The organism is Pseudidiomarina marina (assembly GCF_044807045.1).
Taxonomy (GTDB): domain Bacteria; phylum Pseudomonadota; class Gammaproteobacteria; order Enterobacterales; family Alteromonadaceae; genus Pseudidiomarina; species Pseudidiomarina marina.
In genome coordinates this window covers 957,983-975,428 of sequence record NZ_CP085233.1, presented here as the reverse complement: position 1 = coordinate 975,428, position 17,446 = coordinate 957,983, and the positions used below count along the sequence as shown (strand labels likewise).

Below are 17,446 nucleotides of genomic sequence, written 5' to 3'. Positions count from 1 at the left end.
GCTTTATCTAGCTTATTTGGTTCAATTCTGGCTAGCCCTAGCTTACTTCAAAGACGGCTGATATACCGCCACGTTCTCATAGCCTTGCTCTTGTAAATAAAGCGCCTGTAATTTACTCATGACACCTTTCTCACAATACAACAAATAGGTTTTACTATTATCCAGTTCGGCAAACGCTGTCGCCAGTTTAAAAAACGGAATATGTCGGACCACAATATCGTCATTTGGTGCGATAAATGGCTTATTTTCCACTTCATCATGACTGCGAATATCGATGATTTCGTGGGTTGTGCTCGTTACATTCTGCACCGCATCCACTTTTTGCACGCGCTGCTCAGTAGTTTCGCCAATTTGACTCACATCCTCAACACGCGATTGGCGCACTACCTGCTTAATCAGTTCGCTGTCGAGTTGGCTCTCCGCTTCAGCCAACGCATCGCGTTGTGCTTTCACAGTTGGCTTGTTCGAAATCACACCACAGTATTCTGGCATACTTCGCGCAAAGTCGGCGGTACCAATTTGTTGCGCAATGTTAATGATTTCTTGCTTATCCATGGTGATTAACGGGCGCAGCACCAATTTATCGGTGGCCTCATCAATCACACTTAAGTTACTTAAGGTTTGGCTTGAAACCTGACCTAACGCCTCACCCGTTACAATGGCTGCTGTATGTAGATTGTTAGCGACAATCTCAGCGGCTCGCAGCATTTGGCGTTTCAACACCACGCCCATCAAGCCGTTATCAACTTTGGTCAGTATTTCCTCAACCACCGGCGCAAAATCAATGCTAATAAACTTTAACGGATGTGAGCTGGCGTATTGTTGCCATAAATAATAGGCCGTTTGCCGAACACCTGTTTCGTGCTGTGCTCCACCTAAGTTAAAGAAGCAAAAGTGCACACGAGCACCACGGCGAATTAATTGAAAACTCGCCACGCTTGAGTCAAAACCACCAGAGAGCAAGCTCAGCACAGTTTCTTGTGTTGGCAACGGGAAGCCGCCTAATCCTTGCTCTTTGTGGCCAAATACTCGAACCACCTCGTGGTCAATTTCAACGCGAACTTCCACGTCAGGCTTCTTCAAGTTCACCCTACTACCAGCGCAGTGTTTCAATATGGCGCCACCTAAATAACGCTCTAAATCGAGTGAGCGAAACGGATGCTCACCTTTGCGTTTCACCCGAACCGCAAAGCTCTTGCCTGGAATAATATCCTGCCAACACGCCAACACTTCATCCATGATTGGCGTGAAGTCGGTCGGATCGCCCTCTGGCAGCGGTAACTCGTGCGAACGGCTGAACCATGAGATACCCGGTATTTTTTGTAAAATCTCACTGACCTGATTCGCATCTTGCTGTGCGTCATCGGCCACAACGACTTCAATTCTATCCCAACACCAAACCACCTTGGCGTTAACGTCGTTGCGTCGCAAGATACTTTTCAGATTATTTACCAGTACCTTGCCATAGCGTTTCCGAACGCCTTTACTTTTAATGGTGATTTCTGCGTGCAATCGAACTATAAATTTCATGAGATTATTTGATGCCGTTACTGTTACTGAGTGTAAAAAGGCGGCATTATACCTGATTTGACCACACTGCGGAATCAAGGTAACTTGTGCGCCATTACTCCACGTAGCTACTGGATACCAAGCCTTATGAGTGATTTGTCATTTGAACAAGCGATGCAGCAACTTGAAAAAATTGTTGTGCAGTTAGAACAGGGTGAGTTGCCACTTGAACAAGCCTTGGAACAATTCGAGCAAGCGGTGAAGCTATCTCGACTTAGCCAACAAAAATTGCAGCAGGCAGAACAAAAAGTTAGCCAACTACTGCAACAACAAGGGCAAGAAACACTCGCGCCATTTCAATCTGATGCTGAGGATGACGCGTGAATCTAGCGCAACAACTTAGCACAACCAAAGAGCGCATTAACCAATACCTATCTCGCTTGTTACAGGAGCGCACGGTAATAGCTCCGCGCCTGAACGAAGCAATGCATTATGCCTTGGTATTGGGTGGCAAGCGTGTTCGCCCATTCTTAACCCTGCAGGTTGGCGCTTTATGCGGTGCTGATCAGCATAGTTTAGAGCGCGCGGCGGCAGCGGTTGAGTGCGTTCATGCTTATTCATTGGTGCATGACGATTTACCCGCCATGGATAATGATAGCCTGCGGCGTGGGCATCCAACCTGTCACATCGCTTTTGACGAAGCAACGGCTATACTTGCCGGTGATGCATTACAAACTATCGCTTTCGAGTTATTGAGTAGTCCGGATAAAAAATTAAATGCTGCGCGCCAACTTGAAATGATTCATGTATTGGCCGATGCAAGCGGCGATCGCGGTATGTGTGGAGGTCAGGCGCTCGATTTAGCCGCAACTGGCAACGCCGTACCGGAATCTGAATTGGCACAAGTACATATTCATAAAACTGGTGCGCTTATTCGTGCTGCGGTGCAATTAGGCGTTCTCGCCGGTCATGACGATGCGCAACTTTATCGGGCGCATTTTGATGCCTTCGCTCATTACTTAGGGCTTGCCTTTCAGGTTCGCGACGACATTTTGGATGTCATCGGTAATACCGAATCCTTGGGTAAAAACCAAGGCAGTGATATTCAAGCCAATAAATCTACTTACGTTAGTTTGCTTGGCTTGGAAGGCGCACAGCAGCGCTTGCACGATTTACACCACAAAGCGCTTCATGCGCTGGGCAAAATTCCTTACAATACCCAATTATTGGAAGCATTCGCAGATCATCTGCTGAACCGGGATCATTAATACATGTCGTTATCAAGTAGTCACTCAGCCGCTTCAACACCTTTGTTGGACAGCATCAATACACCGGCAGACTTGCGTTTATTGAATGAACGTCAGTTGCCGCAGTTATGTGCAGAAGTGCGCGAGTTTCTATTAAACTCGGTGAGCCAAAGCAGCGGTCACCTTGCTTCAGGCCTAGGTACTGTTGAATTAACCGTGGCACTTCATTACGTCTACTCGACGCCTCATGATCAGCTTGTGTGGGACGTTGGCCATCAAGCCTACCCACATAAAATTTTAACCGGTCGCAAAGACCGCTTACATACCATTCGTCAAAAAGATGGCTTGCACCCGTTTCCCTGGCGTCCTGAAAGTGAATACGACACGCTGAGCGTTGGTCATTCAAGTACATCCATCAGTGCTGCTTTGGGTATGGCAATTGCTGCGCAACGCAATAATACGCAGCAAAAAGTCGTGTCAATTATTGGTGACGGTGCAATCACCGCTGGCATGGCGTTTGAAGCATTAAATCATGCCGGCGACATCAAGCCCGATATGTTGGTGATTCTGAACGACAACGACATGTCAATTTCTGAGAACGTCGGCGCACTGAATAATCATTTGGCACGCGTACTTTCCGGAAAAGTGTATACCTCGATTCGCGAAGGTGGCAAAAAGCTGCTGCAAGGCATGCCTGGTATTTCGCATCTGGCTAGCCGTGCCGAAGAGCACATGAAAGGCATGGTTGCACCAGGTACCATTTTTGAAGAGCTTGGCTTTAATTACATTGGCCCAATTGATGGGCATGATGTGAACTTGTTGGTTGATACATTGCGCAATATGCGCAGTTTGAAAGGCCCGCAATTTTTGCATATCGTCACGCGCAAAGGGAAAGGCTACGCACCGGCTGAAAACGACCCTATCGGTTACCACGGGGTACCGAAATTTGACCCTTCGCAAACCTCTTTGCCAAGCAAGAAAGCGGCAACGCCATCGTATTCTAAGGTGTTTGGCGATTGGCTCTGCGAGATGGCCGCTATCGATGAAAAACTCATGGCCGTGACGCCAGCAATGCGCGAAGGCTCCGGCATGGTTGAGTTTTCACAGAAGTTTCCGCATCAATATTTTGATGTCGCTATTGCCGAGCAGCACGCAGTCACCTTCGGCGCTGGCTTAGCCATTGGCGGCTACAACCCTGTTGTGGCTATCTATTCGACGTTCTTGCAGCGTGGCTATGACCAGTTGATACATGATGTGGCACTGCAGAATTTACCCGTATTGTTTGCTATTGACCGTGCCGGAATTGTGGGGGCTGATGGCCCAACCCATCAAGGTGCATTTGATATCAGCTATATGCGTTGTGTGCCGAACTTAGTCATTATGACACCAAGCGACGAAAATGAATGTCGTAACATGCTATTTACCGGTCATCTGCATCAAGGCCCAGCAGCGGTTCGTTATCCGCGTGGCAATGGTACTGGTATTGCCATGGATGAGCAGATGCAGAAACTCGAAATTGGTAAAGGACGAATGGTTCGCGAAGGCAAGAAAGTTGCGATATTAAACTTCGGGACACTCTTAAGTGAGGTGATGAGCTGTGCCGAAGGCATCGACGCTAGTGTTGCTGATATGCGCTTCGTAAAACCTCTTGATACCGCATTGATCGATGCTTTAGCGGCAGACCATGACTTACTAGTTAGTGTTGAAGAAAACGTCATCGCAGGTGGTGCTGGTAGCGCGGTCAGTGAATATTTAGCGCAACACGGTAAAACGGCGCAAATGCTTCATATCGGCTTACCTGATGAATTTATTAAGCACGGTAGTCAGGAAGAGATTCGTGCCGAACTCATGCTTGATGCAGCAGGCTTAGAGGCTCAAATCAAGCAGCGCATGGACACCATGTAACACAATGGCGCTGGCCGCTCCGGCCAGCAAGTCATCCACCATAATTCCTGCCCCGCCTTTTAAGTTACGATCACACCAACCGATTGGTCCTGGCTTCACGATGTCAAAAAAGCGAAAGAGCACAAACGCGGCTAGCACATTGTACCAAGTGAATGGCAAAGCAATCATCGCGATCATATAGCCAGCTATTTCATCCCAAACAATGGCCGGATGGTCATGAACGCCCAATGTTCTTGCGGTATAACCACAAATCCATAAACCGGCAACCGCTGCGATAATCGTGATCAGGGTGTATGTTAGCAATCCAGTAAACTGCATCGCGAACACGATAGGAATAGCCGCTAGTGTACCAAATGTACCGGGAGCTTTTGCTGCGAGCCCACTACCAAAACCAAAAGCTAAGCAATGAATGGGATGCAACAATAAACGTTTCATGGATTACTCTGCGGAAGTATCTGCTAAGGGACGGAAATGTTCGAATCCGTAGGGGGTGTCAGGTAGTTGCCAAGGTTCGTCATTATGCAACAACTGAACTACTTCGGCTTCATTCGTGATGCGGCCAATACAAACTGGTTTACTTGGGCTATGCGCTGTTACTGTATCAAACAAGCCGCGTTGAGCTTCCGGAACGGTGAAAAGTAACTCATAGTCATCGCCGCTGGTTAACGCGTACGCCAATGCTTGCTCTTCTGAAAGACTCTCAGTTAATGCCAGTGAAAGTGGTACTTCATCCACACTTACCCGAGCGCCGACGTGTGATGCCTTCAGAATATGTCGTAAGTCGGCAAGTAAGCCGTCAGATACATCAATTGCGCTGCTGGCGATGCCACGAAGCGATTGCCCTAAAGCAACGCGAGGAGATGGAAAATAAAGACGCTCAGTGAGTTTACGTTGGTAATCTGGATTCAATTGCTGCCGATGCTGACGCGCAGCTAAAGCCAACCCTGCGTCGCCCAATGTACCGCTCACATAAATCCAATCGCCTGGTTTTGCGCCACTGCGGCGCAATGCTTTACCCGTTGGCACGAATCCATGAGCAGTCACCGTTACTGACAAAGGCCCCTGCGTTGTATCACCACCAATCAATTGGCAGTTGTAATAATCGCAAATTTCGCGCAAACCGTGGGCAAAACCAGCTAACCACTCTTCGTTAATTTCAGGCAAGGTAATGGCAAGACTAATCCAAGCGGGTTCAGCGCCCATTGCGGCTAAATCGCTCAGATTAACTGCCACAACTTTATGACCTAAGGCGCGGGCTGGTGTTTCGCGATCAAAGTGAACGCCTTCAACCATGGTATCGGTGACAATCACTAGCTCACTGTTTTCTGGAACTCGTGCAATTGCACCGTCATCGCCAATACCTAAGTCAACGTCATCACGCTGAGGTAGACGATGCGTGAAATAGGTTTCAATAAGATCAAACTCGCCAAAGGCCATAGTGATAACGCTTACTGTCGTGCAGCACGTAATGAGTCAATGGCTTTATCAAGAACTCCGTTAACAAAACGATGACTGTCATCGGCACCAAACGCTTTCGCCAACTCAATCGCTTCGTTTATCGCCACTTTATAAGGAACATCGAGACGCTCACGTAATTCGTAAGCGGCCAGGCGCAACACCGCTCGCTCAACCTGATCGAGATCTTTTAACGGGCGATCCAAAAATGGTTCAAGAACCTCATCCAACGTTGATGACTGCCCAGCAACACCACGTACTAACGCCAGAAAGTAATCAACGTCCACTTTACTGGTGTCGTTGTCAGTTAAGAACTGGGCTTCGATATCGCTCATGCTGTTCTGCGACAATTGCCATGAGTAAATAGCCTGAACGGCAAGTTTTCTTGCCTTACGGCGTGCAGCTGGTTTCATGAATAACTCTCTTAAATTTGACTCAGAACGTTAACCATTTCGAGTGCACTTAGTGCGGCCTCAGAGCCTTTATTTCCGGCTTTGGTACCGCTACGCTCAATGGCTTGTTCAATGCTGTCGGTAGTAATGATGCCAAATGCCACCGGAACTTCATGCTCTAGCGCAACACGACCTAAGCCACTATTGCTTTCACCTGCAACGAAATCAAAGTGTGGTGTACCGCCACGAATGACCGCACCAATCGCGATAATCGCATCGTATTTACCTGATTTTGCAAGCTTCTTCGCTGTTAACGGTATCTCGTAAGCGCCAGGAACCCGCACCACTGTAATGTCGTCGGCGTTCACTTGACCATAGTGCTTAAGCGTGGTTAAAGCGCCTTCAAGCAGGCTATCAACGACAAAGTGATTAAACCGAGAAACAACAATCGCAAACTTTTTACCTGGGGCGGCAATTCCGCCTTCAATTACGTTCATGGTTGGATCCTTTTCTAAAAATCGGCGGGATAATAGCACAATTTTGCCAATCAGGCATGTTCTGGATATTTTCCTACAGCGTGAGCAACGGCTGCTTTTACTCGCTGTAATTCTTCGTCAATGTTTCCAGTGATCATAAATGCCGGCGTTATTTCGACGACTTTTCTGGAAAAATCGAGTGCGATAGGAACAACAGGTACCTGCGCTGCTTGCGCTATGTGAAGAAAGCCTTTCTTCCACTCGTTTACTTTCTTGCGCGTGCCCTCTGGTGAGAGGGCAAGAATTAATTCATCGCGCTGTTGAAACTGCGCAACCATTTGTTCGACCACACCACTCGCTGCACGTCTATCGACAGGAATACCACCTAACCAGCGCAGTAACCCATTCACCGGAAAACGAAAGATAGTGTGCTTACCGAGGTAACTTAAATTAAGGCCTAGCGCTAACATCGCAAATACCCCAATAAAGAAATCCCAGTTCGACGTGTGCGGTGCCACAGGAATGATGGCTTTCTTAACTTGTGGCAGGTCGCCAACTACGCGCCAGCCACCCAGCAGACGTAAGCCGACTCGTCCTACCCAACGACTAAAGGCATTCCCGCGTAACGGAAATGCCCCTTTTATGTGGTCAGGTATCGACGCTGAATGAGCTGTTGTCATTAGTTGTTACTGAGTTAACGCTTCTTGAATTGCTTCAAGCTTAAGTTTAATTCGACGAATGTTATCTGGACCAGTACGCAACATTTGTTTTTGCGCTGCTGGCAGAGCTTCAAGTGTCGGATCGGCATAACGATACATCACACTATCATCATTTAACTCAATAACCGTTCCAACCGATGGCGTTTCAAGTAACACGTTGATGGCTTCTAACAGCATTTCGTTCGGATCTTGGTCAGGATAACCGATTTCTCCAAGCGCCTGTTTAACGAGCGGCTGATAGCGTTCAAACAGCGACACGAGTACTTCAGTATCGAGACTTACAAACCAATCGACCATAGGGTTGTAGCGATCATAACTACGCGGGTCGATATAAATTTTGCCGTTTTGCTCAAGCACTCGAAACGCTGCCGTCGGACCGGCGATAAGTGCTTTCTCTCGAATCACTAAGCCTTGGCGTAAGTTATCAACAAACACGACTGTATCGCGAATTAGTTGTTGACCAGTAATTGGCTCTACGTTCTGTTCTGCGGCCTTAAGTTCGTCTAACACCGCGCTTGTGCTTTCTGCCATCTCGGGCAACGGTTGTTCTGGCTCAGCTTCTGGCTCAGGCTCTAATTCGACCGTTTCACTAATTTCAGGAATTGGCTCATCTAGTTCCGTTGACTCTTTCGGATCGGGCTCAGGTTGCGCCTCTTTTGATTCCTGAGCCGTTGGTGCAGGTTGTTTGATCTCTGGTTTTTGAGCACTTTCTTGTTGCTTTGCAAGATAGAACACCACCGCAATAGCTATCGCTAGCAAAACAATAACACTGATAATCAGCTTGCCTTTGTGCGTAGACGTTGTCGCTGCTGGTGATGGATCTTGCCCAAAATCTCTCATTGCTTGCCCCTTGCTCGATTATTTTTGATCGCGCTCAGCGCGATAAAAAACCAATTCCGTATCGGTCGACTCATCGGCATTAAAGCGATAGCCTCCTGCATTGAACTGGCGCAATTCAGTCACGGACTTCGGTTGTTCGGTCATAATAAAGCGTGCCATCATGCCTCGCGCTTTCTTAGCCCAGAAACTAATCACCTTAAATTCTCCGTTCTTCTCATCCTTGAAAACAGGCGTTACGACTTGTGCATTTAAGCGTTTTGGTTGCACACTCGAAAAGTATTCTTGTGACGCCAAATTAACCACAAGCTCCGAATCAATGGCTTCCAAATCTTCATTGAGCATGTCAGTAATTTCATCACGCCAAAACTCATACAAATTGTGCCCGCGAGCCGTATCGAGTTTCGTACCCATTTCCAGACGGTAAGGTTGCATTAAGTCCAATGGTCTCAATACACCATATAGACCAGACAATATGCGTAAATGTTCCTGAGCATAGGCAATTGCATCAGCTGATAATTTTTCAGCGGCCAATCCGCTATATACATCACCGTCAAATGCATAAATAGCAGGGCGCGCATTATCTTTAGTAAATGGGGTATGCCACTCGGCAAACCGAGCGGCATTTAACCCCGCCAACTTGTCACTAATTTTCATCAGTTGACTGAGTTGCTGTGGAGACAACGCTTGGCATCGATCGACTAACTCTTGCGCCCGTTCGAGCATACGCGGTTGCGTGTACTCTTCGGTTGGCAATGGGCTGTCGTAATCCAAGTTCTTTGCTGGTGAAATAACTACAAGCATTGTTTTCTCCACGGTTGAGAAGAATTATCCCTATGGTAGTGGGTCTAAATCTTCACCCTCTTTTTCAACTTCTGGTGGCATTAAATCTTCACGACTTACGCCTAACGCTAGCGCAAGTGAGCTGGCAATATACACCGATGAATAAGTACCAATAATCACACCGAATAGTAACGCGGTAGCAAAACCATGAATCAACTGACCGCCTAAGAAAAACAGCGCAATTAAAACAAGGATTGTAGTTAATGACGTGACTACGGTTCGGCTCATGGTATCAGTTAGGGCACCGTCAATCGTTTCCTCTGAGGTGCCTTTATGGTACTTACGAAAGTTTTCCCGAACTCGGTCACAAACAACCACGGTATCGTTAATTGAATAACCAATAACCGCCAACAATGCTGCCAATACCGTTAAATCAAACTCTAGACCAAGAACTGAAAATAGCCCAAGCGTGATAATCACATCGTGTGCAAGAGCGCCAACAGCACCCAAGGCCAAGCGCCATTCAAAGCGCAGAGCAATGTAGATGAGAATACAGATTAACGCTGTTAGCATCGCCAGTCCGCCCTGCTCAGTCAGCTCATCACCTACTTGCGGACCGACAAACTCAATGCGACGCATCTCAACTTGCCCATCAGAGTCCGACTGCAACAAGGCAAGAATTTCGTTTCCTAGCTCCTGCGCTTTAACCCCTTCGCGCGGCTCAATACGAATCAATACGTCTTGCTGGGTACCAAAGTTCTGCACCACCGCACCGCCAAAGCCGTTAGCATCAAGGGTTTTACGAACCGCAGGTAAATCGGCTGCAGTTTCATAACCGACTTCAATAACCGTGCCGCCAGTAAAATCGAGGCCCCAATTAAGCTGGTTGACACTCAAACTAACAATTGAAGCAACAATCAATAAACCACTAATTAGCCACGCAACCATGCGATAGCGCATGAATGGGATGGTTTTATCTGTTTTAATAATTTCGTGCATAGCTGTCCCCTTTTATACCGACAATTTATCGATGCGTTTGCCACCCCACACAGCATTGATAACTGCACGGGTACCGACAATTGCGGTAAACATCGAGGTGATGATGCCTATTGCTAACGTCACTGCGAAACCTTTCACTGGCCCAGTACCGACAGCAAACAAAATAACAGCGACAATTAACGTGGTAATATTCGCATCCATGATGGTTGAGAATGCACTATCGTAACCATGGTGAATGGCTTGCTGCGGGCTACGCTTGGCTTTAATTTCTTCGCGTATTCGCTCGAATATCAGCACGTTTGCATCAACCGCCATACCAACGGTTAAAACAATACCAGCCATACCTGGCAAGGTTAATGTCGCGCCTGGAATCATCGACATGACACCAATGATTAAAACGAGATTGGAAGTCAGTGCAAGATTTGCAACCAAACCAAACTTTTTGTAATACAGCACCATGAAAATTACGACGAGTACGAAGCCCCAAACGATGGCTTGTGTACCCAGTGCAATGTTTTCTTTACCGAGGCTTGGCCCGAGGGTGCGTTCTTCCACTATTTGAATTGGCGCGATCAGGGCACCCGCTCGAAGTAGCAAGGCTAAATTCTGAGCTTCCTGCTGCGAGCTAATTCCTGTAATACGGAAGTTACTGCCCAAGCGCGCTTGAATAGTCGCCACGTTGATAACTTCAGCATGACGCTCAAACACAATACGGTCATTTTCGTCGCGCTCGCCTGTGGCCTTAAACTCGATAAACAAGGTTGCCATTGGTTTACCGACGTTATCACGAGTGGCCAATGACATTTTATCGCCACCTGCACCATCTAACGAAATACTCACTTGCGGACGCTGGTTTTCATCAAAGCCCGAAGTTGCATTCACAATATGGTCACCGGTAAGAATTACGTCTTCGCGTAACAGCGTGTTCCCACCGTTACGGTTTGGAAATAATTCAGAGCCAAATGGGACACGACCCATTTCTGCATCACGAAGACTGTTTTCGTCGTCAACTAAGCGGAATTCTAAGGTTGCTGTTGCGCCCAAAATTTCTTTCGCACGCGCGGTATCTTGAACACCCGGTAGTTGCACTACAATACGTTCAGCGCCTTGACGCTGAACGACTGGCTCTGCAACACCCAGCTCGTTCACACGATTACGCAAAATAGTGACGTTTTGTGAAATGGCATAATCTTGTGTTTCTTTCAGCTTCGCTTCCGTCATACGCAAGCGGAGTGTTTGCGTCGCTTCTTCTTCAATCAGCGTATAACCAGGATAACGGTTATCTAAGTATTGCTCTGCCGCAGCGTAATCTTCTGCTGTACGAAGTTCTATCACCACATCAGAATCTTGACGACGAATACTCGTTGAACGAATGCGCTCTTCACGAAGTTCAGCTCGAACGGTATCTCGCTGTTGATCTTGAATTTTACGCACGGCTTCTTGCATGTCCACTTCCATTAAGAAGTGCACACCACCGCGCAAATCAAGACCTAACTTCATTGGTGTTGCACCAATGCTAGCGAGCCAATCTGGTGTTGCCGGCGCTAGATTCAACGCAACAATGTAATCAGTACCGAGTTCACGTAGTAGCGCATCGCGTGCTTGCAGTTGCTCAACATCAGAATTCACCCGAACAAGAATTTGATCATTCTCGAGTGATACACCTTTCGCGGCGATCTCAAGTTCTTCTAATGTTTGCTCAACACGACCAAGCGTATCGGTATTCACAGTCGCGCTCCGGCTGGCAGAGATTTGTACGGCGTAATCTTCGCCATAAATATTAGGTAGCGCGTACAAGGCAGCTATCGCCAAAATGACGATAACCATCAAGTTTTTCCAGAGCGGAAACTTATTTAACACGTTAAATCCTTATCTCTTATTACAGAGACTTCATCGTACCTTTTGGCAGTACTGCAGTAACCGCTGATTTTTGAACAGTGACTTCCATACCTTCTGCGACGGTGATCACCATAAAGTCTTTATCTTCTGAAATTTTGCTGATACGGCCAACAAAACCGCCGTTCATCAATACTTCGTCACCTTTGCTGATACTTGAAACAAGCTCTTTATGTGCTTTGACGCGTTTTGCTTGCGGACGGTAAATCATGAAGTAAAAAATTAAGCCGAACATGACCAGCATGAAAACAAGTTCCATACCGCCACCTTGTGGTGCTCCAGCTTCTTGTGCGTATGCTGTTGGAATTAAGAAATCCATGAATATCCCCTTACTGTATTTTTAAGTTATTGAGATTAGAGATGGGGCTGAATATATTGCAAACAAGCCCAATTTTCTAATTTTTAATGAATGGCGGGCATTCTAACGAATTTCTGCTTAAATAGGGAGTAAATTGACGTAAACTGCTATTTAAGCCAGTACAAATAATAGGATAAATAAAAACAACATGGATCTCGTCACGCTATTCTATTGGATTGACCACCTTGGTGTCGCCGTTTTCGCGGTCTCGGGCACATTACTGGCGTTTCGTAAAAACATGGACGGCTTTGGCGTGATTGTACTGGCAACTGTGACCGCCATTGGCGGCGGCACCACACGCGACCTTATTCTCGATATGCCGGTATTTTGGGTGTACGACCCCCAATATCTTTATACCGTTGCTCTTGCTGCATTGAGCACGATTCTGTGGTTACGTTACAAAGATTATATTCATCAAAAGACCCTACTTCTAGCCGATGCCGTTGGGGTTGGATTTTTCACTGTGATGGGTGCGCTTAAAGCATCAGAAGCTGGGTTTTCACCACTTATTTGTATCATTATGGGTACCATGACCGCATGTTTCGGCGGCATGCTACGCGATGTCCTTGCTCGCGATGTACCCATGGTATTAAAAGGTGAGCTATACGCTACGACCTGTTTAATAGGCGCCTCCGTATTTGTCTTGATTGAACCCTATTCGCAGTTAGCGGCCATTCTCGTTGGTGGCGCAACAACGCTACTTATTCGTCTTGGTGCCATTCGCTGGCAATGGTCATTGATTGTGTTTCATGAACACCACGACGGGCATCGCTAACCATGCTCAGTACCGGCATGGCAATACTCATTGCGGTTATCTACATCGCTGTTCTATACAGCATAGCCTACCGCGGTGAACGCAAGCCGCCGAATCAGATCAAACCTTATCGCTACGCTCTGGCTCAGGGCATCCACTGCACCACATGGGCGTTCTACGGCACCATTACCCAATCGGCTTATTACGGTTGGTCGGTTGCACCCACCTATGTCGGTGCCATGCTGGTGTTTTTGTTTGCTCATCGCATTCAAATGCGACTTCTACACGTATGTAAGCAGCAGAACCTGACATCTATTGCCGATGTTATTAGCCACCGTTATGGCAAATCACCGACACTCGCTGTCACTGTCGCGTTAATTGCGTTAATTGGCATTGTGCCGTACATCGCATTGCAATTACGCGCTGTAACGGGGAGTTTTGCTGCCGTCACTGGGCTCGCAGATAAACCTTTGCCATGGTTTGGTGATGTGGCTGCCCTCGTTGCGCTTGCCATGATGATGTTTGCTATTTTATTCGGTACCCGTCGAATGAGTTTGGCCGAACAGCATTCGGGCCTAATGGATGCCGTTGCATTCGAATCGGTAGTAAAATTATTAGCGTTCATGGGCGTTGGTGCGTTCGTTAGTTATGCGATGTTCGACGGCCTTGCCGACGTCTTTATACAGGCCTCTCAAACTGCCGAAATCAGTACCATTCTCGCAGGGCGTGAGCAAGGTGCATTTGTTTATGTTACCCACATTTTGCTGGGTGCAATCTCGATGTTCTGTTTACCTCGCCAGTTTCACGTTAGCTATATTGAGAATACTGACCCTGAGGAATTAAGAACCGCACGCTGGGCTTTTCCGCTTTATTTGTTTGCCATCAACTTATTTATTTTACCAATCGCATTAGCTGGCCTTTTGTTAGTACCTGAAGCGGCACAAACTGATACCTTTATGATCACCTTGTTGCTTGAGGCTGATCAGCCCCTTGTGACCACTGTCGCATTTGTTGGTGGCTTAGCATCAGCCACCAGTATGGTCATCATCGCCACGTTAGCGCTCAGTATTATGATGTCGAACGATGTCGTTATGCCATTTTGGCTAAAAGCGACCAAAAGAAAATTACGCAATGTGTCGTTTACGTCGCAACGAATCCTGGCCATACGCCGCACCACCATTGCCATCATTATTATTCTAGCTTTTGGCTTTCATAAACTTACCGAAGCGAATTTGCCGCTGGTTAATGCTGGTCTTCTCTCGTTAGCGCTACTAGCTCAGTTAGCGCCTGCGCTGCTAGGAGGAATTGTTTGGCAACGTGGCAACTATGCTGGTGCCAGTATTGGTATTGCCGCCGGCACCGCTTTGTGGCTGTGGTTATTGTTTTTACCATCAATTCAGTTAAACCGTGGACTTTCTGACACCGAGCTTAGCTTTGGTGTGCTCGTGAGTTTGGGGCTTAATTTGCTCATTTATGTGCTGGCTTCGCTCGGTATTAAATCGAGTGACGTTGAACAACAGCAACGCCGTTTATTTACCGATCCAACCGGCGGACATGCTGAGCTTTATCAACATCAACCTATTTCTTGGGGCCGTTTACGTCAGCTGCTAGCGCGCTTCTTTGATTCGGTTGAGCTCGAACGGTTAAGCGAACGATTAAATCATGATTTAACCATTGACCATGCTGAGGAACTTGTTCCTGGCGTGCTTTTAGCGCGCATTGAGCGCGAATTGTCGGCGGTGATTGGTAGTGCAGCGAGTCGGATTCTATTGGATACCGTGACGCAGCAACCATCAGTGCCCATAGCCCAAGTAGTGACTTGGGCCACTGAAGCTTCACAATTGTACAAGTTTAATCGCGAATTATTGCAAGCCTCTGTTGAGAATATTCCTCAAGGCATTAGCGTTATAGATCAAGATTTAAGATTAGTAGCTTGGAATCATCGCTATGTTGAAGTATTCGATTATCCTCCTGGTTTTTTACAGGCTGGTATGCCGGTAGCCGATTTACTCCGCTATAACGCGAAACGCGGCTTGATTCATACCGGAGCTGATAGCGATCTCGATGATGAAGTTGAAAAACGTTTGAATTATCTTCGTCAAGGCAGTGCCTACCGTTATCAACGTCAGCAAGGCGACCACGTGATCGAGCTACAAGGTGCACCGATGCCAGGTGGCGGTTTTGTTACTACCTACACCGACATCACCGAGCTCGTTGAGGCGCAACGCGCGCTTGAAAAAGTAAATCTTGAATTAGAGCAGCGTGTTGCTGATCGAACCGCTCAGTTGCTTGAAGCAAAGCAAGCGGAAGAACGTGCGCACCAAAGTAAATCACGATTTTTTGCCGCAGTGAGTCACGATTTAATGCAACCATTTAATGCCGCAACATTATTTTGCGACATGCTTACGCAACGCTTAGACGGCGATTCGGCGAAGCTCTCTCGACAGATTCAGCAATCGTTACAAAATGCGGAAGAACTTCTGACCATGCTGCTGGAAATGACGCGACTTGAGGCTGGTAATTTACCAGTTACGAAACAACACATTGCACTTCATGACGTTATTCAGCCCCTGGTGGAAAGCCAGCGCATTATTGCTGCTGAGAAAAACCTCGAAGTTCATTATGTCACGACGCATGCACAGCTATACACTGATCGAAAAATGATTAGTCGCATTATTCAAAACTTACTTTCTAATGCCGTTCGTTACACCGATAAAGGCAAAGTTTTAATTGGCGTAAAACGTTATGGCGATACGGCTCAGTTGAAAATCTTTGATACGGGACGCGGTATACCTGCTGATCAACGAGATAAAATATTCCGTGAGTTTCATCAAGTGAGTCATCACGGTGATAACCCCGGACTCGGCCTTGGGTTAGCCATTGTTGAGCGGATGTGTCGGCTGCTTGGAATTCCTTTATCTCTTGAATCGACGGTGAACAAAGGAACGGTATTCACATTATCTCTCAGTCATGTCACCTGGCAAAAAGCGATACCTTCTGCGCCACGACAGCATGCAACAAGTACCGAACGTTTCTTAGATAACACGGTAGTTTGGTTACTCGACAATGATGCACAAGTACTACAAGCCATGGAGCAACTGTTTTCGCATTGGGGGGCCAATGTATTTGTCGCGACGAACCGTGATCAGTTACCGTGGCAAAGCCATCAACCTGATTTGCTGGTATTTGATTATCACTTAGACAATCAGGATACCGGTATTGCAGTACTTGAAGCTGTTCGCGAGCATTTTGATGATGCTAACATTGCAGCAATTATCAATTCCGCAGACCCTGACGAAACGGTGCGCGAGCAAGTGATTGCTAAATCTGCTTTATTTACACCAAAACCGATAAAAACCGCCGCCTTGAAACGCCTGATTAAACGTCTGATACGTCGCTAAACTCACTCGCATTGAGCATTTGTTTAAAGAGGATGCCTGCTTGTGTACGGTTGATCACGTTGAGCTTTCTCAAGATTGCCGACACGTGTTGTTTGATTGTCGTTTCTTGCACATTCAGCTCAAAGGCTATTTGCTTGTTCAGTAGCCCATCAGCTAGGCACTCCAAAACGCGAAACTGCTGCGGCGTTAGTTGCTCTAATCGTTGTGCGAAATCAACATGTTGCTCAGAAGCTTCAGCTTCTACCGCATCACGCAAATGTTCAGGAAGCCAAGTATCACCAGCTAATACAGTATGAACAGCTTGTTGCAACTCGACGAGAGGCATCGATTTCGGAATATAAGCACTTGCACCAAAGGCCATGGCTTGCCGAATCGTTTGTAATTGTTCATTCGCTGAAACAATCACCACAAGAATATCAGGGTAACGGCTTCGTAGTGAGGTCAGTCCGGTTAAACCGCGATTGCCTGGCATGGTCAAATCCAAAAGCACCAACTCAACTTGCGGTTGCTGTTCTATGGCTTCAAGTAATTGGTCAAACGAGGCAACTTCCAAAATTGGAGCTTCGAGAGTTTCGAGCAGGGCTTGCTTTAAAGCTGCTCGAAATAATGGATGATCATCTGCAATGATTGCTCGCGCCATGGTGAAACCTATGGAATTTTTTACTGATGTAGCCATGCTAGCGCGTCCGCAGAGAAAAGTCAGTGGTTACCTGCC

At 47.1% G+C, this 17,446-nt stretch carries 17 protein-coding genes; 5 read left to right on the top strand and 12 right to left on the bottom strand.

All coding sequences use genetic code 11. The features are described from left to right. Window positions 1-42: 42 nt before the first annotated feature. Complete coding sequence (gene thiI, locus LG272_RS04635) at window positions 43-1,530, bottom strand: tRNA uracil 4-sulfurtransferase ThiI (protein ID WP_404409829.1); 1,488 nt, start codon at window positions 1,528-1,530, stop codon at window positions 43-45. Window positions 1,531-1,656: 126 nt separating this feature from the next. Here thiI and LG272_RS04630 point away from each other — a divergent pair, with 126 nt between their 5' ends. From LG272_RS04630 to dxs, 3 genes are read left to right on the top strand one after another with little or no spacing between them, the layout of a single operon-like run. After that, the gene (locus LG272_RS04630; protein ID WP_404409828.1) at window positions 1,657-1,893 is read left to right on the top strand and encodes an exodeoxyribonuclease VII small subunit; all 237 of its coding nucleotides are present in this window, start codon (window positions 1,657-1,659) and stop codon (window positions 1,891-1,893) included. Continuing rightward, window positions 1,890-2,777 (top strand): (2E,6E)-farnesyl diphosphate synthase, encoded by an 888-nt coding sequence (gene ispA / locus LG272_RS04625; protein ID WP_404409827.1) that lies wholly within the window; start codon window positions 1,890-1,892, stop codon window positions 2,775-2,777. The genes LG272_RS04630 and ispA overlap by 4 nt, the downstream gene beginning before the upstream one ends. A 3-nt stretch (window positions 2,778-2,780) precedes the next feature. After that, on the top strand, window positions 2,781-4,661 hold the full coding sequence (gene dxs, locus LG272_RS04620) for a 1-deoxy-D-xylulose-5-phosphate synthase (RefSeq protein ID WP_126760286.1): 1,881 nt from the start codon (window positions 2,781-2,783) through the stop codon (window positions 4,659-4,661). Here the strand turns inward: dxs and LG272_RS04615 are convergent. From LG272_RS04615 to yajC, 10 genes are read right to left on the bottom strand one after another with little or no spacing between them, the layout of a single operon-like run. Then, window positions 4,623-5,096, bottom strand: a complete 474-nt coding sequence (locus tag LG272_RS04615) for a phosphatidylglycerophosphatase A (RefSeq protein WP_404409826.1) — start codon at window positions 5,094-5,096, stop codon at window positions 4,623-4,625. The two genes, dxs and LG272_RS04615, sit on opposite strands and share 39 nt — an antisense overlap. A 3-nt stretch (window positions 5,097-5,099) precedes the next feature. Continuing rightward, on the bottom strand, window positions 5,100-6,098 hold the full coding sequence (thiL, locus tag LG272_RS04610) for a thiamine-phosphate kinase (RefSeq protein ID WP_404409825.1): 999 nt from the start codon (window positions 6,096-6,098) through the stop codon (window positions 5,100-5,102). 11 nt (window positions 6,099-6,109) lie between these two features. Continuing rightward, the gene (nusB, locus tag LG272_RS04605; protein WP_126760289.1) at window positions 6,110-6,529 is read right to left on the bottom strand and encodes a transcription antitermination factor NusB; all 420 of its coding nucleotides are present in this window, start codon (window positions 6,527-6,529) and stop codon (window positions 6,110-6,112) included. Between the two features lie 11 nt (window positions 6,530-6,540). Next, the gene (gene ribE / locus LG272_RS04600; RefSeq protein ID WP_126760290.1) at window positions 6,541-7,005 is read right to left on the bottom strand and encodes a 6,7-dimethyl-8-ribityllumazine synthase; all 465 of its coding nucleotides are present in this window, start codon (window positions 7,003-7,005) and stop codon (window positions 6,541-6,543) included. Window positions 7,006-7,055: 50 nt separating this feature from the next. Next, window positions 7,056-7,664, bottom strand: a complete 609-nt coding sequence (locus LG272_RS04595) for a lysophospholipid acyltransferase family protein (RefSeq protein WP_126760291.1) — start codon at window positions 7,662-7,664, stop codon at window positions 7,056-7,058. A gap of 6 nt (window positions 7,665-7,670) precedes the next feature. After that, window positions 7,671-8,543: a DUF3014 domain-containing protein gene (locus LG272_RS04590; RefSeq protein ID WP_404409824.1), complete on the bottom strand. Its 873-nt coding sequence runs from the start codon at window positions 8,541-8,543 to the stop codon at window positions 7,671-7,673. 18 nt (window positions 8,544-8,561) lie between these two features. Then, window positions 8,562-9,344 (bottom strand): peroxide stress protein YaaA, encoded by a 783-nt coding sequence (gene yaaA, locus LG272_RS04585; protein WP_404409823.1) that lies wholly within the window; start codon window positions 9,342-9,344, stop codon window positions 8,562-8,564. Between the two features lie 30 nt (window positions 9,345-9,374). Further along, window positions 9,375-10,322, bottom strand: a complete 948-nt coding sequence (secF, locus tag LG272_RS04580) for a protein translocase subunit SecF (protein WP_404409822.1) — start codon at window positions 10,320-10,322, stop codon at window positions 9,375-9,377. 12 nt (window positions 10,323-10,334) lie between these two features. Further along, complete coding sequence (gene secD, locus LG272_RS04575; protein ID WP_126760295.1) at window positions 10,335-12,182, bottom strand: protein translocase subunit SecD; 1,848 nt, start codon at window positions 12,180-12,182, stop codon at window positions 10,335-10,337. Window positions 12,183-12,201: 19 nt separating this feature from the next. Then, on the bottom strand, window positions 12,202-12,537 hold the full coding sequence (gene yajC / locus LG272_RS04570) for a preprotein translocase subunit YajC (RefSeq protein WP_404409821.1): 336 nt from the start codon (window positions 12,535-12,537) through the stop codon (window positions 12,202-12,204). A gap of 187 nt (window positions 12,538-12,724) precedes the next feature. Here yajC and LG272_RS04565 point away from each other — a divergent pair, with 187 nt between their 5' ends. Both LG272_RS04565 and LG272_RS04560 read left to right on the top strand, forming a co-directional pair. After that, the gene (locus tag LG272_RS04565; RefSeq protein ID WP_126760297.1) at window positions 12,725-13,351 is read left to right on the top strand and encodes a trimeric intracellular cation channel family protein; all 627 of its coding nucleotides are present in this window, start codon (window positions 12,725-12,727) and stop codon (window positions 13,349-13,351) included. Window positions 13,352-13,368: 17 nt separating this feature from the next. Then, a complete protein-coding gene (locus tag LG272_RS04560) occupies window positions 13,369-16,731 on the top strand; it encodes a PAS-domain containing protein (RefSeq protein WP_404409820.1) in 3,363 nt (1,120 codons plus the stop codon). Here the strand turns inward: LG272_RS04560 and LG272_RS04555 are convergent. Beyond that, complete coding sequence (locus tag LG272_RS04555; RefSeq protein ID WP_404409819.1) at window positions 16,709-17,407, bottom strand: response regulator; 699 nt, start codon at window positions 17,405-17,407, stop codon at window positions 16,709-16,711. The genes LG272_RS04560 and LG272_RS04555 overlap by 23 nt on opposite strands. Window positions 17,408-17,446 lie beyond the last annotated feature (39 nt).